At 75.0% G+C, this 16,419-nt stretch carries 14 protein-coding genes and 1 pseudogene; 9 read left to right on the top strand and 6 right to left on the bottom strand.

Annotated elements, in window-relative coordinates:
- Positions 1–2 precede the first annotated feature (2 nt).
- From ABD437_RS15345 to ABD437_RS15335, 3 genes are read right to left on the bottom strand one after another with little or no spacing between them, the layout of a single operon-like run.
- The gene (locus ABD437_RS15345; RefSeq protein ID WP_344649511.1) at positions 3–947 is read right to left on the bottom strand and encodes an Acg family FMN-binding oxidoreductase; all 945 of its coding nucleotides are present in this window, start codon (positions 945–947) and stop codon (positions 3–5) included.
- A gap of 25 nt (positions 948–972) precedes the next feature.
- Entirely contained in the window at positions 973–1,917 is a 945-nt protein-coding gene (locus ABD437_RS15340) for an Acg family FMN-binding oxidoreductase (protein WP_344649510.1), read from the bottom strand.
- Positions 1,914–2,777, bottom strand: a complete 864-nt coding sequence (locus ABD437_RS15335) for a universal stress protein (protein WP_344649509.1) — start codon at positions 2,775–2,777, stop codon at positions 1,914–1,916. Before ABD437_RS15335 ends, ABD437_RS15340 begins: the two co-directional genes overlap by 4 nt.
- A 224-nt stretch (positions 2,778–3,001) precedes the next feature.
- On the opposite strand from ABD437_RS15335, the gene ABD437_RS15330 reads away from it, so the two are divergent.
- Positions 3,002–3,586: a hypothetical protein gene (locus tag ABD437_RS15330; RefSeq protein WP_344649508.1), complete on the top strand. Its 585-nt coding sequence runs from the start codon at positions 3,002–3,004 to the stop codon at positions 3,584–3,586.
- A 61-nt stretch (positions 3,587–3,647) separates the two neighbouring features.
- Here ABD437_RS15330 and ABD437_RS15325 read toward each other — a convergent pair whose 3' ends face one another.
- Complete coding sequence (locus ABD437_RS15325) at positions 3,648–5,138, bottom strand: dienelactone hydrolase family protein (protein WP_344649507.1); 1,491 nt, start codon at positions 5,136–5,138, stop codon at positions 3,648–3,650.
- Between the two features lie 39 nt (positions 5,139–5,177).
- Between ABD437_RS15325 and ABD437_RS15320 the strand changes: the two genes are divergently transcribed.
- The 4 genes from ABD437_RS15320 to ABD437_RS15305 all read left to right on the top strand — a co-directional run bounded on the left by ABD437_RS15320 (position 5,178) and on the right by ABD437_RS15305 (position 6,575).
- Entirely contained in the window at positions 5,178–5,642 is a 465-nt protein-coding gene (locus ABD437_RS15320; RefSeq protein ID WP_344649506.1) for a DinB family protein, read from the top strand.
- Between the two features lie 81 nt (positions 5,643–5,723).
- Entirely contained in the window at positions 5,724–6,140 is a 417-nt protein-coding gene (locus tag ABD437_RS15315; RefSeq protein WP_344649505.1) for a hypothetical protein, read from the top strand.
- Positions 6,133–6,375 (top strand): hypothetical protein, encoded by a 243-nt coding sequence (locus tag ABD437_RS15310; protein WP_344649504.1) that lies wholly within the window; start codon positions 6,133–6,135, stop codon positions 6,373–6,375. Before ABD437_RS15315 ends, ABD437_RS15310 begins: the two co-directional genes overlap by 8 nt.
- Complete coding sequence (locus ABD437_RS15305) at positions 6,318–6,575, top strand: hypothetical protein (RefSeq protein ID WP_344649503.1); 258 nt, start codon at positions 6,318–6,320, stop codon at positions 6,573–6,575. Before ABD437_RS15310 ends, ABD437_RS15305 begins: the two co-directional genes overlap by 58 nt.
- On the opposite strand, the gene ABD437_RS15300 is transcribed toward ABD437_RS15305, so the two are convergent.
- Positions 6,565–9,249: an Hsp70 family protein gene (locus ABD437_RS15300; RefSeq protein WP_344649502.1), complete on the bottom strand. Its 2,685-nt coding sequence runs from the start codon at positions 9,247–9,249 to the stop codon at positions 6,565–6,567. The two genes, ABD437_RS15305 and ABD437_RS15300, sit on opposite strands and share 11 nt — an antisense overlap.
- 173 nt (positions 9,250–9,422) lie before the next feature.
- On the opposite strand from ABD437_RS15300, the gene ABD437_RS15295 reads away from it, so the two are divergent.
- The 4 genes from ABD437_RS15295 (at position 9,423) to ABD437_RS15280 (ending at position 15,412) form a co-directional block, all read left to right on the top strand.
- Entirely contained in the window at positions 9,423–9,848 is a 426-nt protein-coding gene (locus ABD437_RS15295; protein ID WP_344649501.1) for a CBS domain-containing protein, read from the top strand.
- Positions 9,848–13,588 carry an FHA domain-containing protein gene (locus tag ABD437_RS15290; RefSeq protein ID WP_344649500.1) on the top strand — a complete coding sequence of 1,247 codons (3,741 nt, stop codon included), beginning with the start codon at positions 9,848–9,850 and terminating at the stop codon, positions 13,586–13,588. Before ABD437_RS15295 ends, ABD437_RS15290 begins: the two co-directional genes overlap by 1 nt.
- 195 nt (positions 13,589–13,783) lie before the next feature.
- The gene (locus tag ABD437_RS15285) at positions 13,784–14,203 is read left to right on the top strand and encodes an RrF2 family transcriptional regulator (protein ID WP_344649499.1); all 420 of its coding nucleotides are present in this window, start codon (positions 13,784–13,786) and stop codon (positions 14,201–14,203) included.
- A gap of 18 nt (positions 14,204–14,221) precedes the next feature.
- Positions 14,222–15,412 (top strand): globin domain-containing protein, encoded by a 1,191-nt coding sequence (locus ABD437_RS15280; RefSeq protein WP_344649498.1) that lies wholly within the window; start codon positions 14,222–14,224, stop codon positions 15,410–15,412.
- Between the two features lie 57 nt (positions 15,413–15,469).
- Here ABD437_RS15280 and ABD437_RS15275 read toward each other — a convergent pair.
- Positions 15,470–16,405 (bottom strand): annotated as a pseudogene (locus tag ABD437_RS15275) (NsdA family TPR-like regulatory protein); the annotation flags it as partial.
- Positions 16,406–16,419: the final 14 nt, after the last annotated feature.

Below are 16,419 nucleotides of genomic sequence, written 5' to 3'. Positions count from 1 at the left end.
CGCTAGCCGATCACGTCGGTGCGGCGCGGGGTGGCCGGAAGCGCGTCGGTCGTCGACGGCACCCCGATCCGCAGCGCGACCTGGGCCTCACCGAGGTGGTTCAGCACCCGGTGCAGCATCGCCCGGGACGCGGGCACCTCGACCACGTCGGTCATCGGAGACACCGCCAGCCCGGCGGCGGTGGTCTCCAGCAGCGCCGCGCTCATCGCCTCGCCCGCGGCCAGCCAGTCGGCCGGGGTGTCGCCGACCGTCCACAGCACCAGGTACCGGGCGCCGCCGTCGTGGCCGGGGCCGGGGAGCAGACGGTCCGCGCCGTCCGGGAAGAACGACCGGAGCGGCACCGTGCGCGGCGTCGGCACGACCGTGGACTCCGGCCCCACCCCGTCGGCCGACGACGCCGGGCGGTGCGTCCACCGGGCGAGCTCGGCCTGGTAGGCGACGTCGTTCTGGTCGAGTTCCCCGGCGCGCGCCGCGGTCACCTGGAAACGCACGAGCGAGTCGGCGTCGAGCTCGGCGACGTACACGCCCCGGGCTTCGGCGGCGCCGCGCAGCCGGTCGACGAACCCGTCCGGCACCGGCGTGTCGGCGAACGGGCGCCGGTCGGTGTGCCGGTCCGGGATCGCGTTACGCAGCCGGACGTCGGTGGGGTCCGCCGCGCCGGTGAGCGTGATCCGGGCCAGCAGGTCGGGGTCGGCGGCGTCGGGCCGGCGCTCGACGCGCGTCGCGTGGCCCCCGGCGGCCAGCGCCACCAGCGCGTGGTGCAGCGCCAGCCCGCAGCTGACCGTCAGCATCCGGCCCTCGGGGTCGGTCACCGGGAGCAGGCGGGTGCGGTCGGCGCGCAGTTCGAGCACGTCGCCGCGCACCTGCCAGCGCCACGGCTGGGTGTTGAAGATCGACGGGGCGTGCCGGGCGGTCTCCGCCGCGCTCCGCAGGATGGTGCTGGTCATGGCCGGTCCCCTCGGCTGTGGTCGGTCATTCGGTCGGTGTCCCCGGGAGCGCCGGGGCGCAGGTCACCTCGTCGGCCGGGCGGCGCGGGGCCGGCTCGTGGGCCGGTCCGTAGCCGACGCGCAGCACCATCTGCGGGGTGCCGCCCCCGGTCAGCGCGGCGAGCCGGGCCCGTGCGCCGGCCACCTCGATCGGCTGCGAGAACATCGACGCGGTCAGGCCGGACGCGGTGGCGCGCAGCAGCACGTGCTGGAGCGCCCGGCCGGCACGCACGTCGTCGTGGCGGCCGGCCCCGCTGCTGGAGAGCACGGCCAGACACGGGTCGCTCTCGTACCGGCGGCTCGGGGCGCCCAGGCGCGCGCCGTAGTCCCGGCGCCGGAGCCGTTCGCCGGGGTCGGGGCGGCCGGCGACGCGGTCCGCGCGGACCCCGTCGGCCGCCGGACCCCCACGCATCCACCGGCGACGCTCGGCCGCGTACCCCGGGCGGTGTTCGAGCACGTCGTCGGCGGCGGCGATCAGGTCGGCCACCTCGGTCACCGCCGCCGGCCCCAGGACGGTCAACCGGCACGCCTCCGCCGCGGCCGCGTCCACGAGTGCCGCGAGGACGGCGTCGGGCACCGGCTCGTCGCGGTACGGACGCCGGTTGGAGTGCCGCCGCGGGATCGCGTCGATGAGCGCGCGTTCCGCCGGGGTGGCCGGGCGTTCGCCCACCGGACGCACCCGCACCACGACTCCGTCGTCGGGGAACACTTCGGTGACGGCGAGCCGGCCGGACTCGGCGAACCCCAGCCGGACGTTGAACGCCGCCGCGCCCAGGGCCAGCCGGGCGGCCCAGCCGGTCGGGTCGCTCACCGGCGTGGTGCGGGCGGGGTCGGCGAGGATCTCGATTCCGTCGTCACCGGGGCGGAACAGCCAGGGCTGGGAGTTGTGCAGGGAGGGCGCCCGGGTACCGAGTTCGATCAGGTGCCTCATCGTGTTCTCCTCGGATCGATCCCGGCGGGGCGGACGACGGCGACCGGACAGGGCGCGCGCCAGAGCGCCTGGCGGCTCACCGAGCCGTGCAGGATCCCGGCCAGCCCGCCCCGGCCGTGCGCGCCGAGCACCAGCAGGTCCGCGCCCGCGGCCCGGGTGAGCAGCGCGGTCGCCGGGCTCGTCGGCTCGGTGACGGTCCGCACGGCGACGTCCGGGTACTTGTCGGACCAGGTCTCGACCGTGGCCTGGATCGCGGCCTGTTCCGCGCTCCGATGACCCCGGTGCCCGGTCGCGTGCACGACCACGATCTCCGCGGTGCGCCGTGCGGCGGCGTCGAACGCGAAGTCGAGCACGGCCGCGGCCTGCGCGGTGCCGTTCTCCTGGTCGGAGCCGTCGATGCCGACGACGACGCGCCGCACCGGGCCGGGCTCGGCCGGGCCGTCGTTCACGACGACGAGCGGGCACGGCGCCGACGCCGCCAGCTCGACCCCGACCGAACCGACGATCAGCCCGGTGACCGGATCGAGGCGACGGGAACCGATGACCAGCAGTTCGGCGTCGTCGGCCTCGGCCAGCAGCGCCGGCACCGGGGCGCCGAGCGTCAGCGCGGTGCTCACCCGGAGTCCGGGCGCCGCCGTCGCCGCACGGGCCGCCGCGGCGGCGAGCAGCTGCCGGGCGGCCGCCTCGAGCCCGGACCCTTCGAGGCCGGGCACCGGGGCGGTGGAGACGCGCAGCAGCGGCCAGATGAACCCGTGCACGATCCGGAGCTCCCGGTCGCGTCGCGCGGCCTCCGACGCCGCCCACTCCACGGCCCGGTCGGCCCGGCCGGAACCGTCGGTGCCCACCAGCACGTACCTCATCGCGGACCTCCTCTCGCTGCGTCGAGCGTGCCGCCGGGAGGCCGGGGCCGGACAGGGCCGCAGGGCCGCCGCGACCGGGACTTTCGTCCCGGGTGCGGCGCCGGGGAGCCGGTCGGACCGAGGGCCCGGGCGGGCGGGACCTCCGGCCCTGCCGCGGCCCGGCGCGCGGCCCGAACCTGGAGGTGCACCGCTCCACCGACCACCCTCGAAGAGGTGACGTTGCGATGGCCACCACCCACGGACCGGAACGGACCCGGCGGGCGCCGAACCTCCACGCCCCGATCAGGTTTCCCGAGCCGGCCGACGACACCGCGGCGGCGGCTCCGGGCCCGGCCGCCCGGGTCGCGCTGGCCGCCACCCGGATCGTCGTCGGCTGGACGTTCCTCTGGGCGTTCGTCGACAAACTGCTCGGGCTCGGTCACGCCACCCCGGCCGGCCAGGGCTGGCTGGACGGCGGCTCGCCGACGCTGGGCTTCCTGAGCGGCACGACGGGGCCGTTCGCCGGGATCTACCACGACCTCGCCGGCACCGCGTTCGCGAACTGGGCGTTCATGCTGGGTCTGCTGGGGATCGGGGTCGCGATGACCCTCGGGATCGGAATGCGGATCGCCGGGGTCAGCGGCGCGCTGCTCTACGTGCTGATGTGGACCGCGTCGCTGCCGACGACCACGAACCCGGTCACCGACGACCACGTCCTCGGCGCGCTGATCGTGGCGGTGCTGGCGCTGCTGGGCGCCGGCCGGTACTTCGGCCTCGGCGGCTGGTGGCGCGGGACGGCGCTGGTGACGCGGCTCCCCTGGCTCGCCTGACCCTCCCGGGAGAGCGCCCCGGTGCCGTCCGACGGCACCGGGGCGCCGACGTGTGCGCGGCTCAGGTGAGCGGGAGCGTCACCGCCACCGGCCAGGCGACGACGAGCGCACCGACCGGGGCGACGACCCCGAGCGGCGCCCGGTAGCGGCGGAGCACCTCGGTCCAGGCCGCCTGCCACACCATCAGCACCGCGAGCAGCGGCACGACCAGCAGCACGAAGCCGCTGGTCAGACCCCCGACCGCGGCCGCGGTGAGCACCACCGTGACCACCACCGACACGGCGAGCAGCCCGAGCCCGCTGCCCCCGGTGAGGCGCCCGGCGCCGTACGCCAGCACCGTGAAACCCAGCCAGATCAGCCCGAGCAGCCATGGCCGCGGCCCGACCGGCACGGCCTGGACGACACCCACCTGGAGCGGCACCGCGATCGCCGCCCCGGCGTACCCGACGAGCACGACCGCCGCGAGCACCGGCCGCGCCCGCCCGCCCGGTTCCGACGCGACGGAGGAGCCGCGGGTGCGCCACCGGGAGTACCCGGCCAGCGTGAGGCCGACCAGCGTCGTGAACACGATCAGATAGCCCCCGATGGCGAGCGGCACCACGTCCGTCGGCAGCACGGCCGCGATCAGCGCCGCCACCACGGCCGCGGCCCCGCTCACCAGCACGGCGCGCCCCACCCCCGGCGCCCACGCCCGGCCCGGTCCGGACTCCCGGCCCGGTCCGGACTCCCGGGCCGGTCCGGGCTCCCGGGCCGCCGGTTCGTCGCGCGTCGCGGCGTCGCCGAGCACCGACCGGGCCAGCGGCGCGAACCCCAGCAGGAACGCCACCACCAGCAGCCCCGCCCCGGCCAGCCGGCGCAACGGCGACGGCAGCGCGCGGGCACCGTCCACGCCGAACGTCGTGTCCAGCCACCCGACCGTCTCGCGGTGCGTGCGCGGCGACCAGAGGATCGACACGTGCTCCACCCCGGGCACCACCACCTCGCGTCCGCCGCTCACCGCGGCCGCGCGCGCCGACGCGTCGCGGAAGCCCGGGAACTCCGCCGACCCGACCAGCGTCAGCAGCCGCCGCGGCCGGTCGGGACCCACGTCGGACGCCCCGGGCAGCGAGATCGCGACGGTCGCGGCCACGTCGGGATGCGCCGCGCCGTACCGCACGGCGACGCCGGCCCCCATCGAGTGCCCCACCACCGCCACCCGGGACGCGTCGACGTCCGGGCGGCTACGCAGGTGCGCCACCGCCACGTCGAGGTTCCGGGCCAGGCCGGCGTCGTCGCCGAGCGGCCGGGTGTTCGTGCCGTGCCCGGAGAAGTCCAGCAGCACCACGACGTACCCGCGGGCCGCGAGCACGTCCCCGAACTGCGTCATCAGCCGCGCGGACCCGGCGAACCCGTGCGCGACCACCACGCCCGGGTGTCTCCCCTCGGCCGCGGGGTGCACCTCGTCGAGCGGAACACCCCGGACGACGGTGTGCCGCCGCTCCAGGCCGTCGCGGGGCAGCACGCCGATCCCCGCACCGAGAGCCACCAACGCCAGTACCACGAGGACCCGCACGAGAGGCGACCGTAGTGCACGCCACCTAGAGTCAGGACGGTGACGGACCATCGACCACCGGGCATCAGCGCCGGCGAGAAGACCACGCTCCAGGGCTTCCTCGACTACCTGCGCAGCGCGATCGCCGCCAAAGCCGAGGGCGTTCCCGAGCCGCAGGTGCGCACGCCCGGCGTGCCGTCGGGCACGAACCTGCTCGGGCTGATCAAGCACCTCACCGCCGTCGAGCGGTTCTACTTCCTCGGCGAGGAGGTGCGCAGCTGGCCCGCGACCTTCCACCCCACCGCCGACGAGACCGCCGACGCCGTGCTGGCCGGGTACCGGGCCGCGGTGGCCGAGGCGAACGCGGTGATCGACGCGTGCGACGACCTCACCCAGCCGCCGCCCCGGGCCTCCAAGCCCGCGTCGATGCGCTGGCTGCTGACGCACCTGATCGAGGAGACCGGCCGGCACGCCGGTCACGCCGACATCCTCCGCGAGCAGCTGGACGGCGCGACCGGCCGCTAGACCTCCCGATCGGGGTCGCGGTCCTTGACGGTTGATGTCACGATCGGTGAGAACGGCTCGAGCCGTTCACCGAGGAGTGCGATGAGCACGCGATTACGCAGCGACCCCGATCCGGGGAGCGATGACCTGCTGGGACGTGCGGGTCGCTGGGTCTTCGCGAAGGTCTGGCTCGGCTGCCTGCTCTCCGGGTTGTACGCGTTCACCCGTCACATCGGGTGGCCGGAGGCGGTCGTCATCATGTTCGCCGTGTTCGGCGCGATCCTCCTGGCCGTGGCCTCCACGTGGCTGCCGTTCTGGACCCGCGGTCACCTGACCGGCATCGCGCTGCTGGACGTCGCGGCCAGGGTCGTGGTGTGGCTGGGGCTGGTCGTGGCCGTGGTCTGCCTGCTGGTGGGCTCCCCCGCGGTCGGGGCGGTGGCCGGCGCGCTCCTGCTGACCACCGCCTGGCGCACGTTCGGGCCGGCCCAGCCGTCCTCGCCGCGCCCGAGCCGTGACTGACTGGGCGGTCCTCGCCGGGCTCACCGCGGTGGTGGCGGCCGGTGCCTACGCGCAGGCGTCGATCGGGTTCGGGCTCAACCTGCTGCTCGTGCCGTTCGCGCTGCTGCTGGCGCCGCCGCTGGTGCCGCTACCCGCGCTGGTGGTGAACGGCGCGGTGTCCGCGGTCGCCGCCGGGCGGTGGTCGCGGCCAGCGGCGCCGTGCTCACCGTGCTCACGCCGGCCTGCGGCGCGGTGACGGACCCGGCCGCGCTGGCCGCGCTGCGCCGGACCCCGGTGCTCGTGCCCGGCGCCGTGCTCGGCCTGGTGGCCGCCCGGCGCCGGCCCGGCGCGCTCTCCCCGGAGGTCCAACGCCGGGCGACGCTCGCCGTCTCGGCCGCCGCCGCCGTCCTCCTGATCGCCCGCTCCCTGCCCGTCCCGGCCCCGGTCAGGTGGTGATTCGGCCGGTGCTGGAGAACGCGGTGCGGTCGGCCTCGTAGAGCCACATCGTCGGCACGGCGAGGTCGCCGATCTCGTTGAACTTCAGGTGCTTGGTGAGGCCCCGGGCGTCGTACCGGTTGACGAAGTCCAGCATCTGCGCGCGGGTCGTCTTCCCGGCCGCGATGCCGTCGAGCAGGATCGTCGCCGCGTCGTAGGCCTCGGCCGCGTAGCGTCCCGGCTCGGTGCCGAACTTCGCGGTGTAGGCGACGCGGAACTCCGCCGGGATCTCCTTGACCGGCATGTACGGTCCGAACAGCACGGTGCCGGCCGCGGTGTCCCCGGCCGCGGTGAAGAACGCCGGGTCGTCGATCTCGGACGTCCCGATCAGCTTGACGTCCACGCCGCCGGCCTCGGTGAGCGCTTTCCGGAGCTGCCCGGCGAGCGCCGGTGCACCGAGGTAGACCACCGCCGACGACCCGGACCGGGTGATCTTCGCCGCGGTGTCGCCGACCGTGTCCCCGGTGACGCTCTCGGTGCCGACCAGGACGCCCGCCTCCTCCAGGGCGCCGCGGATGTAGCCGGCGAGCTTGCGCCCGTGCCCGGAGCCGTCGTCGGTCAGGTAGACCTTGCCGGCCTTGAGCGTGTCGACCAGGTACCGGCGCGCGAACAGGTTCGGGGAATCCTCGTCGCCGATGACCTGGTGGAAGGACTTCCACTGGGCGAGCGCCTCGGCGTCGCCGACCGGGGTGATCTGCGCGAGGCCGGCCGCGTCGTAGACCTTGCTCGCGGCGGCGAGCTCGGCCGGGCGCAGTGGCCCGATCACGCCGAGCGTGGCGGTGTCACCGGTGACGGTGGTCGCGAACTGCGCGGCCTTCTTCTCGTCGCCGGCGGTGTCGAAGCTGGTCAGCTTCACGTCGCAGTCGGCGCTCCGCTCGTTGTGGTCGGCGACCGCGAGCTCGACGCCGTTGCGGACCCGGAGGCCGAGCTCGGAGCCGTCGCCGGTCGACGCCCCGACGAAGGCCAGCTCGGCGGCGCAGGGTGGCTTGCCGGCGTCGTAGGCGCTGGTGTCGCCGTCGTTCTCGGCCGCGAACAGGCCGCGGAGGAACAGCCCGCCCCCGCAGATCACCAGCACGAGCGTCATCGCCGCGGCGACGATCGCGACGATCCGGCCCGTGCCCAGCCGGTTGCGCGGCCGCGTCGCCCCGGGCGCACCGCCGGCCGCGGCCCCACGCACCCCGGCGCCCGACCCGACCCCGGCCGCACCGCCACCGGCACCGGCACCGGCACCGGGCGAACCGGCACCGGGCGAACCGGCACCGGGCGCGCCCGCACCGGACACCGCCGCGTGGGCCGCGGCACCGTGCGGCCGGGCGATGATCGGCGGCCGCGGCGGCGGAACCACCGGCCCGGAGGCCGCGCCGGGCGGAACCGCACCCGACCCGGCGCCGGAACCAGGTCCGGAAGCGACGCCGGAACCGGGCCCACCGCCGGGCCCACCGCCGGGCGCTCGGCCGGGCGCGCCCGGCACCGGGCCGTGCGCGTCGGAGATCCGGCCCGGGCGAGGCGGCACGCCCCCCGTCCCCGCGCCGGGCGGCGAGACCGGCGTGGCGACCGGCGCGGCGGCGCCGACGATGATCGCGCCCTGCGCCACCACCAGCTCCGGGTTCTCCACCACCGTCGGCGCGATCCCGAGATACTCGCGCAGCAGCGCCGACACCAGCGGGATCCGGCTCGACCCGCCCACCAGCAGCACCGCCGCCAGCCCACCGGCCGGCGTCTCGGCGGCACGCAGCGACTCCAGCGTCGTGCCCACGGTCTGGTTGAGCAGCGGCCGGGCCAGCGCGTCGAGCTGCTCCCGGGAGAGCGGCAGGTCGTCGTCGAGCAGCGGCACGTGGATGTGGACCGACGTGGTGCGCGAGAGCGTCTCCTTGGCCTGGCGCACGTCCTCCCAGAGCAGCCGCGACTCGCGCCGGTCGGACGCGGTCATCGGTGTCTTCAGCCGCTCCCAGACACCGGCGGCCCGGTCCCCGAGCAACGCCCCGAGGTGCTCGAAGATCGCGGCGTCGACGTCGAGCCCGCCGACGTCGTCGAGCCCCTGGTAGGCCACCACGTCGAACCCCATCGGGGTGCGTCGCACGACGGTGGCGTCGAACGTGCCGCCGCCGAAGTCGTAGACGACCATGCTCTGCCCGGGCGCGACCGACACCCGGGGCAGCGCCACGAAGCTGTACGCGGCCGCGACCGGCTCGGGCACCAGGAGCGCCGACGGGATCCCGGCGATCGCGGCCGCCTGGCGCAGCAGGTCGAGCCGGCGGGGTCCCCAGGCCACCGGGTGGGTCAGCACGACCTGCTCGGGCTGGCGCCCCTTGGCCCGGCGCGCCTCGGTCATCACCCGGGAGAGCACCGCGGCCAGCAGCTGCGGCACCGGCACCTCGTGCCCGCCGAGCAGCACCGTGCCGTCGTCGATGCGGCGCTTGGGGTTCGGCTCGAACGCCTCCGGGCGGGTCCGCGCCACGTGGGCGGCGTCCCGGCCGGTGAGGAACTGCCCGTTCTCGTCCAGGCAGACGCCGGAGAGCAGCATCGGGGACCCGTCGAACAGCAGGGATTCGCTCCTGCCGTCGGGATACCGGAGAACACCGACGGTGTTCGACGTTCCGAAGTCGATCCCGATCAAGTATCCGGATAACGGCATACCCGGCAGCTTATCGACTACACGCTGCACTCTTTTCACGGATGCCACAGCAAGTATCAGCCGCGCCTCGTCCGAAAGGGCGCTTGTCCCGGCCGCCCCGAGCACGCACGCTGGACCGGCCACACCCCGACAGTCCGGGCCGTCCAGGGGGAAACGTGCTGGTGCGGGACGTCATGACCAGGTATCCGGCGTGCATCCATCTCGGGGCGGACATCCGACGCGCCGCCGAGCTGGTCAGCGTCTCCCAGATCAGCGAGCTGATGGTGCTCGACCACGACGACGCGTTCGTCGGGGCGCTCAGCGAGGGTGACCTGATCCGGGCGGTGCTGCCGAGCTACGACGAGGCACTGCGCGCGGGCGGGTCGCTCCACGACGCGTTCGGCGACCTCAGCCGCAAGGCGCGCGACCTCGCCGACCGCCCGATCGACCCGCTCGTCGTCCGGGACGCGATCACGCTGCGACCCGACGACGACGTGGCCCGCGCCGCCGTCGTGATGACCGAGAAGCAGATCCGCCGCCTGCCGGTCGTCGAGGGACGCACGCTGCACGGCACGGTGGCCCGCTCGGACATCTGCCGCGCCGTCATCTACCACGCCTGATGACGCGCCTGAGGCTGGTGTTCACGAACCGGCGGACCGGCGCGGTCACCGAGCACACCGGTGACCTGCCGCTCACGGTCGGGCGCGACGCGACGCAGAGCGACGTCGCGCTCGACGACCGGTCGGTGTCGCGCCGCCACGCCCGGTTCGACCTCGACGGCGACGGCCTGGTCGTCACCGACCTGGACAGCTCCAACGGGACGTTCGTCAACGGCGGCTGGATCCGCAGCCACGCGCTGCGCGACGGCGACCGGCTCGGCATCGGCGCCAGCACCGTCGACTGGACGGTGGTCGCCGAACCGGAGCCGCTCAGCGACGAGACGCGCATCGGCGCGGGCATGACGATGCTCGCGCCGTTCCTCCCCCCGGCGCCCACCCGCCGCGTCTCCCCCGCCCGGCGGGTCGTCGAAGCCGCCGAGGCCTACAACCGCGCCCAGGGCCACGAGCTCGACGGCTTCCTCTCGATCGAGCACGGCTTCCTCCCGGTCGAGGAGCCGCTGCGTGCGCTGCCGGAGTCGCACCGGGCCTGGGACGACCTCGTCGACCGGCTCCCCGCGCTCTACGCGGGCCTGGACGTGCGGGCCGAGTTCGACCGGCTGCCGGTCCTGGACGCGGACAGGCTGCCCGACCGGTACCTGCTCCGGGCGTCGGCCCTGCTCGGGGTGTTCGCGCACGCCTACCAGTACGTGCGCACCGACCCGCCGCCCGCGCTGCCGCCGAGCATCCTGCTCCCGTGGCGGCAGGTGTCGCGACGGCTGGGCAAGGACGTCCCGTCGGTCTCCTACATCGACCTGTTCTTCTACAACTGGAAGCTGCGCGACCCGGCCGGGCCCCGGCGCCTGGCCAACCTGGAGCTGCTGGTCCCGGCCTGGCGCAACCGGGCCGAGGAAGTCTTCTACCTGGTCACCACCGAGTTCGCGATGGAACTGACCCCGGTGCTCGACGCGATGCTGCGGGCCCAGGACGCGGTGCTCGCCGACGACGGCGCCGGCCTGGAGGCGGCGCTGCTCACGATGCTCGAACGGCTGCAGCACGTCACGCGCACCATCTACCCGCAGATCGACCCGAACCCGCGGTCGGAGTCCCATCTCGACCTGGTGCTGTGGGCCAAGACCGTCGGCACCTCCGGGGTGCCGATCTTCGAGGGCGCACCGAGCCCGGCCGGCACCGCCCAGCCGCAGATCCACGCCCTCGACGCGTTCTTCGGCCGGGCGTCGTACTCCTCCACCGTCGGGCAGCAGAGCCTCGCGCTGCGCGCGCAGATGCCCCGGCACTGGCGCGAGCTCGTCGAGGCGCTCGGCGCGGTCTCGGTCCGCGACTTCGTGGAGCGGCCCGGCAACACCGCGCTGCGCGGGCTGTACCGGGCGGTGCTCGACGCCTACCTCGGTGACCGCGGCTGGATGGGGCTGCACCGGATCAAGGCCTACGGGTTCCTCGAGGTGGCGTTCAAGGTCGGCCGGTCGGTCACCACCGGCGCGAAGTTCACCGGCCTGTTCCGCGACAAGACGTGGGAGGCGATCGACCGCGAGCTCGCCGAGGTCCGCGACGAGCGCTGGCCGGCCGGCAACCAGCAGGTCTCCTTCGGCCGGGTGCGGCGCGGGGTCACCACGACCGATCCCGGCTCCGCGGCCTGGACCACCCACCTGCGGCTGGACGTCGCCGGTCAGGGCATCCGGTACCAGCCCGGCGACCGCCTCGGCGTGCTGCCGGAGAACGACGACGCGCTGGTGCGCGCCACGTTGCGGGCCCTGCGGGCCACCGGCGACGAACTCGTGCACCTCACCGCCGACTGGCAGGAGGCGGTGCGTTTCCGCGCCGGCTACGAGGACGGCACCGAGGTGCTGCCGCTGCGGACGCTGCTCACGTTCGGCCGCATCCGCCCGGTGGGCCGCACCAGCGCGAAACGTCTGCTCGCGCTGTCCGGCGCCGGCGCGCTGGCGCGGATCGTGTCGGCGCGCATGGAGGACCAGTGGGAGCTCTGGGACGTCCTCGACCTGGTGCGCACGGCCGGGTACGACGTCACCCGGCTCTGGTCGGCCGGCGCGCACGAGGCCGAGAGCATCGGCCGGATCGTCGCGCCCGAGGTGTTCCGGCTGTACTCGATCGCGTCGGCGGCCGACGGGCCCGCGGAGTCGATCGACCTGGTCGTCGGCGGCCTGACCTACACCAGCCCGCACACCACCGTCTCCTACGAGCGGCGCCGCACCGGCAGCGCGTCGCACTTCCTGCGGCGGATGTCCAGCGACGTGCGCTACCGCGAGAAGCGGCTCTCGCTGACGATCGTGCCGACGCCCCGGTTCCGGCTGCCCGCCGACCCGGCCACCCCGGTCGTGATGTTCGCCGCGGGCTCGGGCGTGGCGCCGTTCCACGGGTTCGCGCGGGCCCGCGCGGCGGCGTCCGGTCCGAACTGGCTCTTCCTGGGGCTGCGCCGGCCGGACGACTTCGTGCACCCGGAGGATTTCGCCGCGCTCGCGGCGGCCGGCCGGCTCGAGCTGCGGGCGGCGTTCTCCCGGGCCGACACCGCGCTGCGCTTCGACGTCGGCACCGGGGCGTTCGTGGTGGAGGACGGCACCCGCCAACGCGTGGACCGGTTGATGACCGCCGACGCCGACGCACTGCGCGCGGCCGTCGACGCCGGCGCGCACCTGTACGTGTGCGGCAGCGCCGGGTTCGCCGGGTCGGTACTGGACACCCTGCGGCGGCTGGAGGTCGACGTCCGGCACCTGATCGCGCGGGGACGGCTCGGTCTCGACATCTTCACGACCTACCGCGGTCACGCGCAGCAGGGCACGCGCTACGACATCTCGGCGCTGATCGAGCGGAACAGTGCCGAGGCCGGCTTCTGGATGGCGGTCAGCGGCAAGGTCTACGACGTCTCGGAGTTCATCGACCTGCACGTGGGCGGGCCGCAGATCCTCCAGCACTACGTCGGGATGGACGCCACCTCGGCCTACCGGGGGGTGCTGCACGACCAGAACTCCGAAGTCGACGCCCAGCTCAGCATGTACGAGCTCGGCCATCTGCGCCGGCTGGACTTCGGCGACCGCTGGGGCGTGGTGCTCGACGCCGACGGGCTGCGCTTCGCCGGCCTCGAGGAGCTGTTCACGACCTGGGTGCGCTACGTGTACCTGGTCGTGGCGATGGAGAACGCGCTGGTCAACGACTACGGGTTCGCGGCCACGGCCGCGACGGCCGGGCCGCCGCCCGACGAGCTGACGCCGTTCAAGCTGCAGTTCCTCGTGGAGGCCCACCGCCGGTTCCGGGCGAGCTACCTGGCCGGGCTGGTCGGCGACGACCTGACGTCGCTCTGGCGGATGACCGTGGGGTTCTGCGCGCCCGAGCGCGACGTGCGCGCGCTCCGGACGGTGGAGCCGGTGCCGGACGCCGGCGCGTCCGTGCGGAACCTGCTCACCAGCGACGCCGACCGGTCCCGGGTCATCGACGTCGTGCAGGGGTACGCGGCCGCGGACCAGGCCGTGCTGCGCGCCGTGAAGGGCGCGCTCCGCGACGGGATCCGTGCGTTCGAGGAGCACGAGGCCGACGTGGTCGAGCGGGCCGGGGACCGGCTGATCGCGGCGGTCGAGGGGGTGCTCGACGCGGTCGAGGAGTACTACCGGCGCCTCTCCGCGCTGACCGCGGCGCACGGTTTTACGCCGTCCGCGGACCCGCCGATCCCCCCGGACCGCGGTATCCCCGGCCACGGCACGCCGCCGGCCGCCGGGGCTCAGTCGTCGAGATAGGCCAGATCCTCCGGGTCCACGTAGGCCTCGTCGTCGGCGATGTCCTCGGGGTCGGTGCGCCACACGGACTGGGTGATCATCGTGCTCCTTCTCGTCGACCGGCCTCTGCTTTGTACCCTTCCCGCGCGAACTCACACTCGGTGACCCTCGCCATAAAACAGGAATCTGGGAGTCCTGTTTGGCTACTGTCGGGTCGTGCGCCTCAACCGCTCCACCGACATCGGTCTGCGTGTCCTGATGCTCGGCGCCGCCCGCGACCGGCTGCTGACCATCGACGAACTGGCCGACTCCCTCGACGTACCGCGCCACCACCTCGCCAAGGTGGTCCAGCGGCTACAGCACCTGGATCTGCTGGAGACCGTGCGCGGCCGCAGCGGCGGGGTCCGGCTCGCCGCCGCGGCCCGCTCGGCGTCGGTCGGTCGCATCGTGCGCGACCTGGAAGGTGAGACGGAGGTCGTCGACTGTGACGGCTGTCCGCTCAACTCCGGGTGCCGGCTGCGCCGGGCGCTGCGTACCGCGCAGGAGGCGTTCTACGTCAGCCTCGACCCGATCACGGTCGGGGATCTCACCGGGCCACCGACCGAGCAGATCCTGCTCGCGCTCGGCCGGGCCTGAATCCCACTGGGAGGATCCATGCTCTCCGCTGCCAGCGCCCCGATCGTCGAGGCGACGCTGCCGATCGTCGGCGCGCACCTCGGCGCGATCTCCGGCGTCTTCTACGACACCATGCTGGCCGAGAACCCCGAGCTGCGGAATCTGTTCAGCCGCAGCGCGCAGGCCACCGGCGAGCAGAAGAACGCGCTGGCCGGCGCGGTCGCGGCCTACGCGGCCCACCTGACCGGCGCCGGCCCGGACCCGCGGATGTTCGACCACCTGGTCGAACGGATCGCCCAGCGGCACTGCGCGCTCGGGATCCGGGCCGAGCAGTACACGCTGGTCGGCCGGTACCTGCTCGGCGCGGTGGGCACCGTGCTGGGGAACGCGGTCACGCCGGAGATCGCCGCGGCCTGGGACGAGGTCTACTGGCTGTTCGCGACCCGGCTGATCGGCCGCGAGGCGCGTCTCTACGCCCGGGCCGACGTCGACGCCGGGGCGCCGTGGCAGGAGCACACGGTCGTCACGAAGGTCACCGAGGCCCACGACACCGTGTCGTTCGTGCTCGCGCCCGCCGACGGCGCACCGGCACCGGCGTTCCGCCCCGGCCAGTACGTCACGGTCGCGGCCGACCTGCCCGACGGCACCCGTCAGCTGCGCCAGTATTCGCTCTCCCAGGCGCCCGGGCACACGCTGCGCATCACGGTCCGCCACGTCCCCGGCGGCGCGGTCTCCGGTTACCTGCACGAGCACGTGTCGGCCGGGGACACCCTGCGGCTGAGCCGCCCGTTCGGCGACCTCGTCCTGCGCGACGACGACTCGCCGCTGGTGCTCGTCAGCGCGGGCGTCGGCATCACACCGATGGCCTCGATGCTCGACCACGTGGCCCGCAGCCGGCCCACCCGCGAGGTCGTCGCGGTGCACGCCGACCGCAGCCCCGACCGGCACGCGCTGCGCGCCGAGCTGGCCGCCTCCGGGGCCCGTCTGCGCTCGTTCCGCAGCCTGACCTGGTACGAGGAGTCCGGTGTCCCGGGCTCGCGGACCGGTCTGGTCGATCCCGACGCGATCCCGGTGCCCGACGACGCCGACGTGTACCTCTGCGGGCCGGTGCCGTTCATGGCGGCGGTGCGGGCCGGGCTGCGCGGGCGCGGCGTGTCCGAGGACCGGATCCGCTACGAGGTGTTCGGCTCCGAGCAGTGGAACACCACACCGCGCGCGGTGCCGGCCTGAGCCGGGCGGGTCGGCGCGCGGGGCGGTCCCCCTCCGGCCGCCCCGCGCGGGTCCTTCTCAGGCCACCAGCGCGGCGAGCCGGGGCGCCGCCACGGCGCGGGCGGACAGTTCGTCGCGCAGTTCACGCAGCTCGGTGACGATGCGGGTGCTCGCGACCCGGTCCACCGCGAGGCCGAGCGCGGTCTCGCCGAGCCGCACCGCGCGCTCGGCGTCACCGGCGGCCAGCGCCACCCGCGCGAGGCGCACGGTGTAGAGCGACAGGTTGCGGGTCATGCCGTCGCGCTGTTCGCCGCAGGCCCGGCCGAGCAGCGCCGACGCCCGGGCCAGCCGGCCGAGGTCGTTCTCGCACATGCCCTCGTTGCCGGCCAGTTCGGCGTCGTCGAGGAAGCGCGTCCACTCCGGAGCGGACTCGGCGGTGTCCCCCCGGGCCTCGAACGCCGTCCACGCGCGGTCCATCGCCGCGCGCATCCCGGCCGGGTCGCCCAGCTTGGCGTACGCCCGGGCCTGACGCATCGCGGCGACGGCCGCGAGCAGCGGGTGCGGACGACGGCGGAGCAGGCGCTCGGCCGCCTGGGCCAGGACCAGCGCGTCCCGCGGCCGGTCGGTGGCCACGCACTGCATGCTCATGCTGACCAGCGCGTGGAACTCCAGCCACGGGTCGTCGGCGATGCGCGAGAGGGTCAGCGCCTCGGTGTAGGACCGGCGGGCCTGCGCGTGGCGGGCGGCGTCGAAGGCCAGCCAGCCGGCGCACATGCCCAGCTCGCCGGTGGCGGCGTGCAGGCGGCGCCCGACCCGGTCGGTGTACGTGCCGAAGCGCAGCAGCTGGTGGGCCTGGCGCACGTGGTCCTCGGCGCGGTGCCAGAGCGCGTCGCCGCCGATGTCGTAGTCCAGGTCGTAGAGCTCGCCGGCGAGCGCGGCGATGCGCCGCACCTGTGCGTTCCCGACCCGGGCCATGCCCCGATGGTGGCCTCCGGCCGGGGTGCGCATCCAGGGCCGGGGAACAGGCG

Source organism: Cryptosporangium japonicum (genome assembly GCF_039524755.1).
Taxonomy (GTDB): Bacteria; Actinomycetota; Actinomycetes; order Mycobacteriales; family Cryptosporangiaceae; genus Cryptosporangium; species Cryptosporangium japonicum.
The sequence above is the reverse complement of the archived record's forward strand: the minus strand, read 5'-3'. Positions and strand labels throughout refer to the sequence as shown.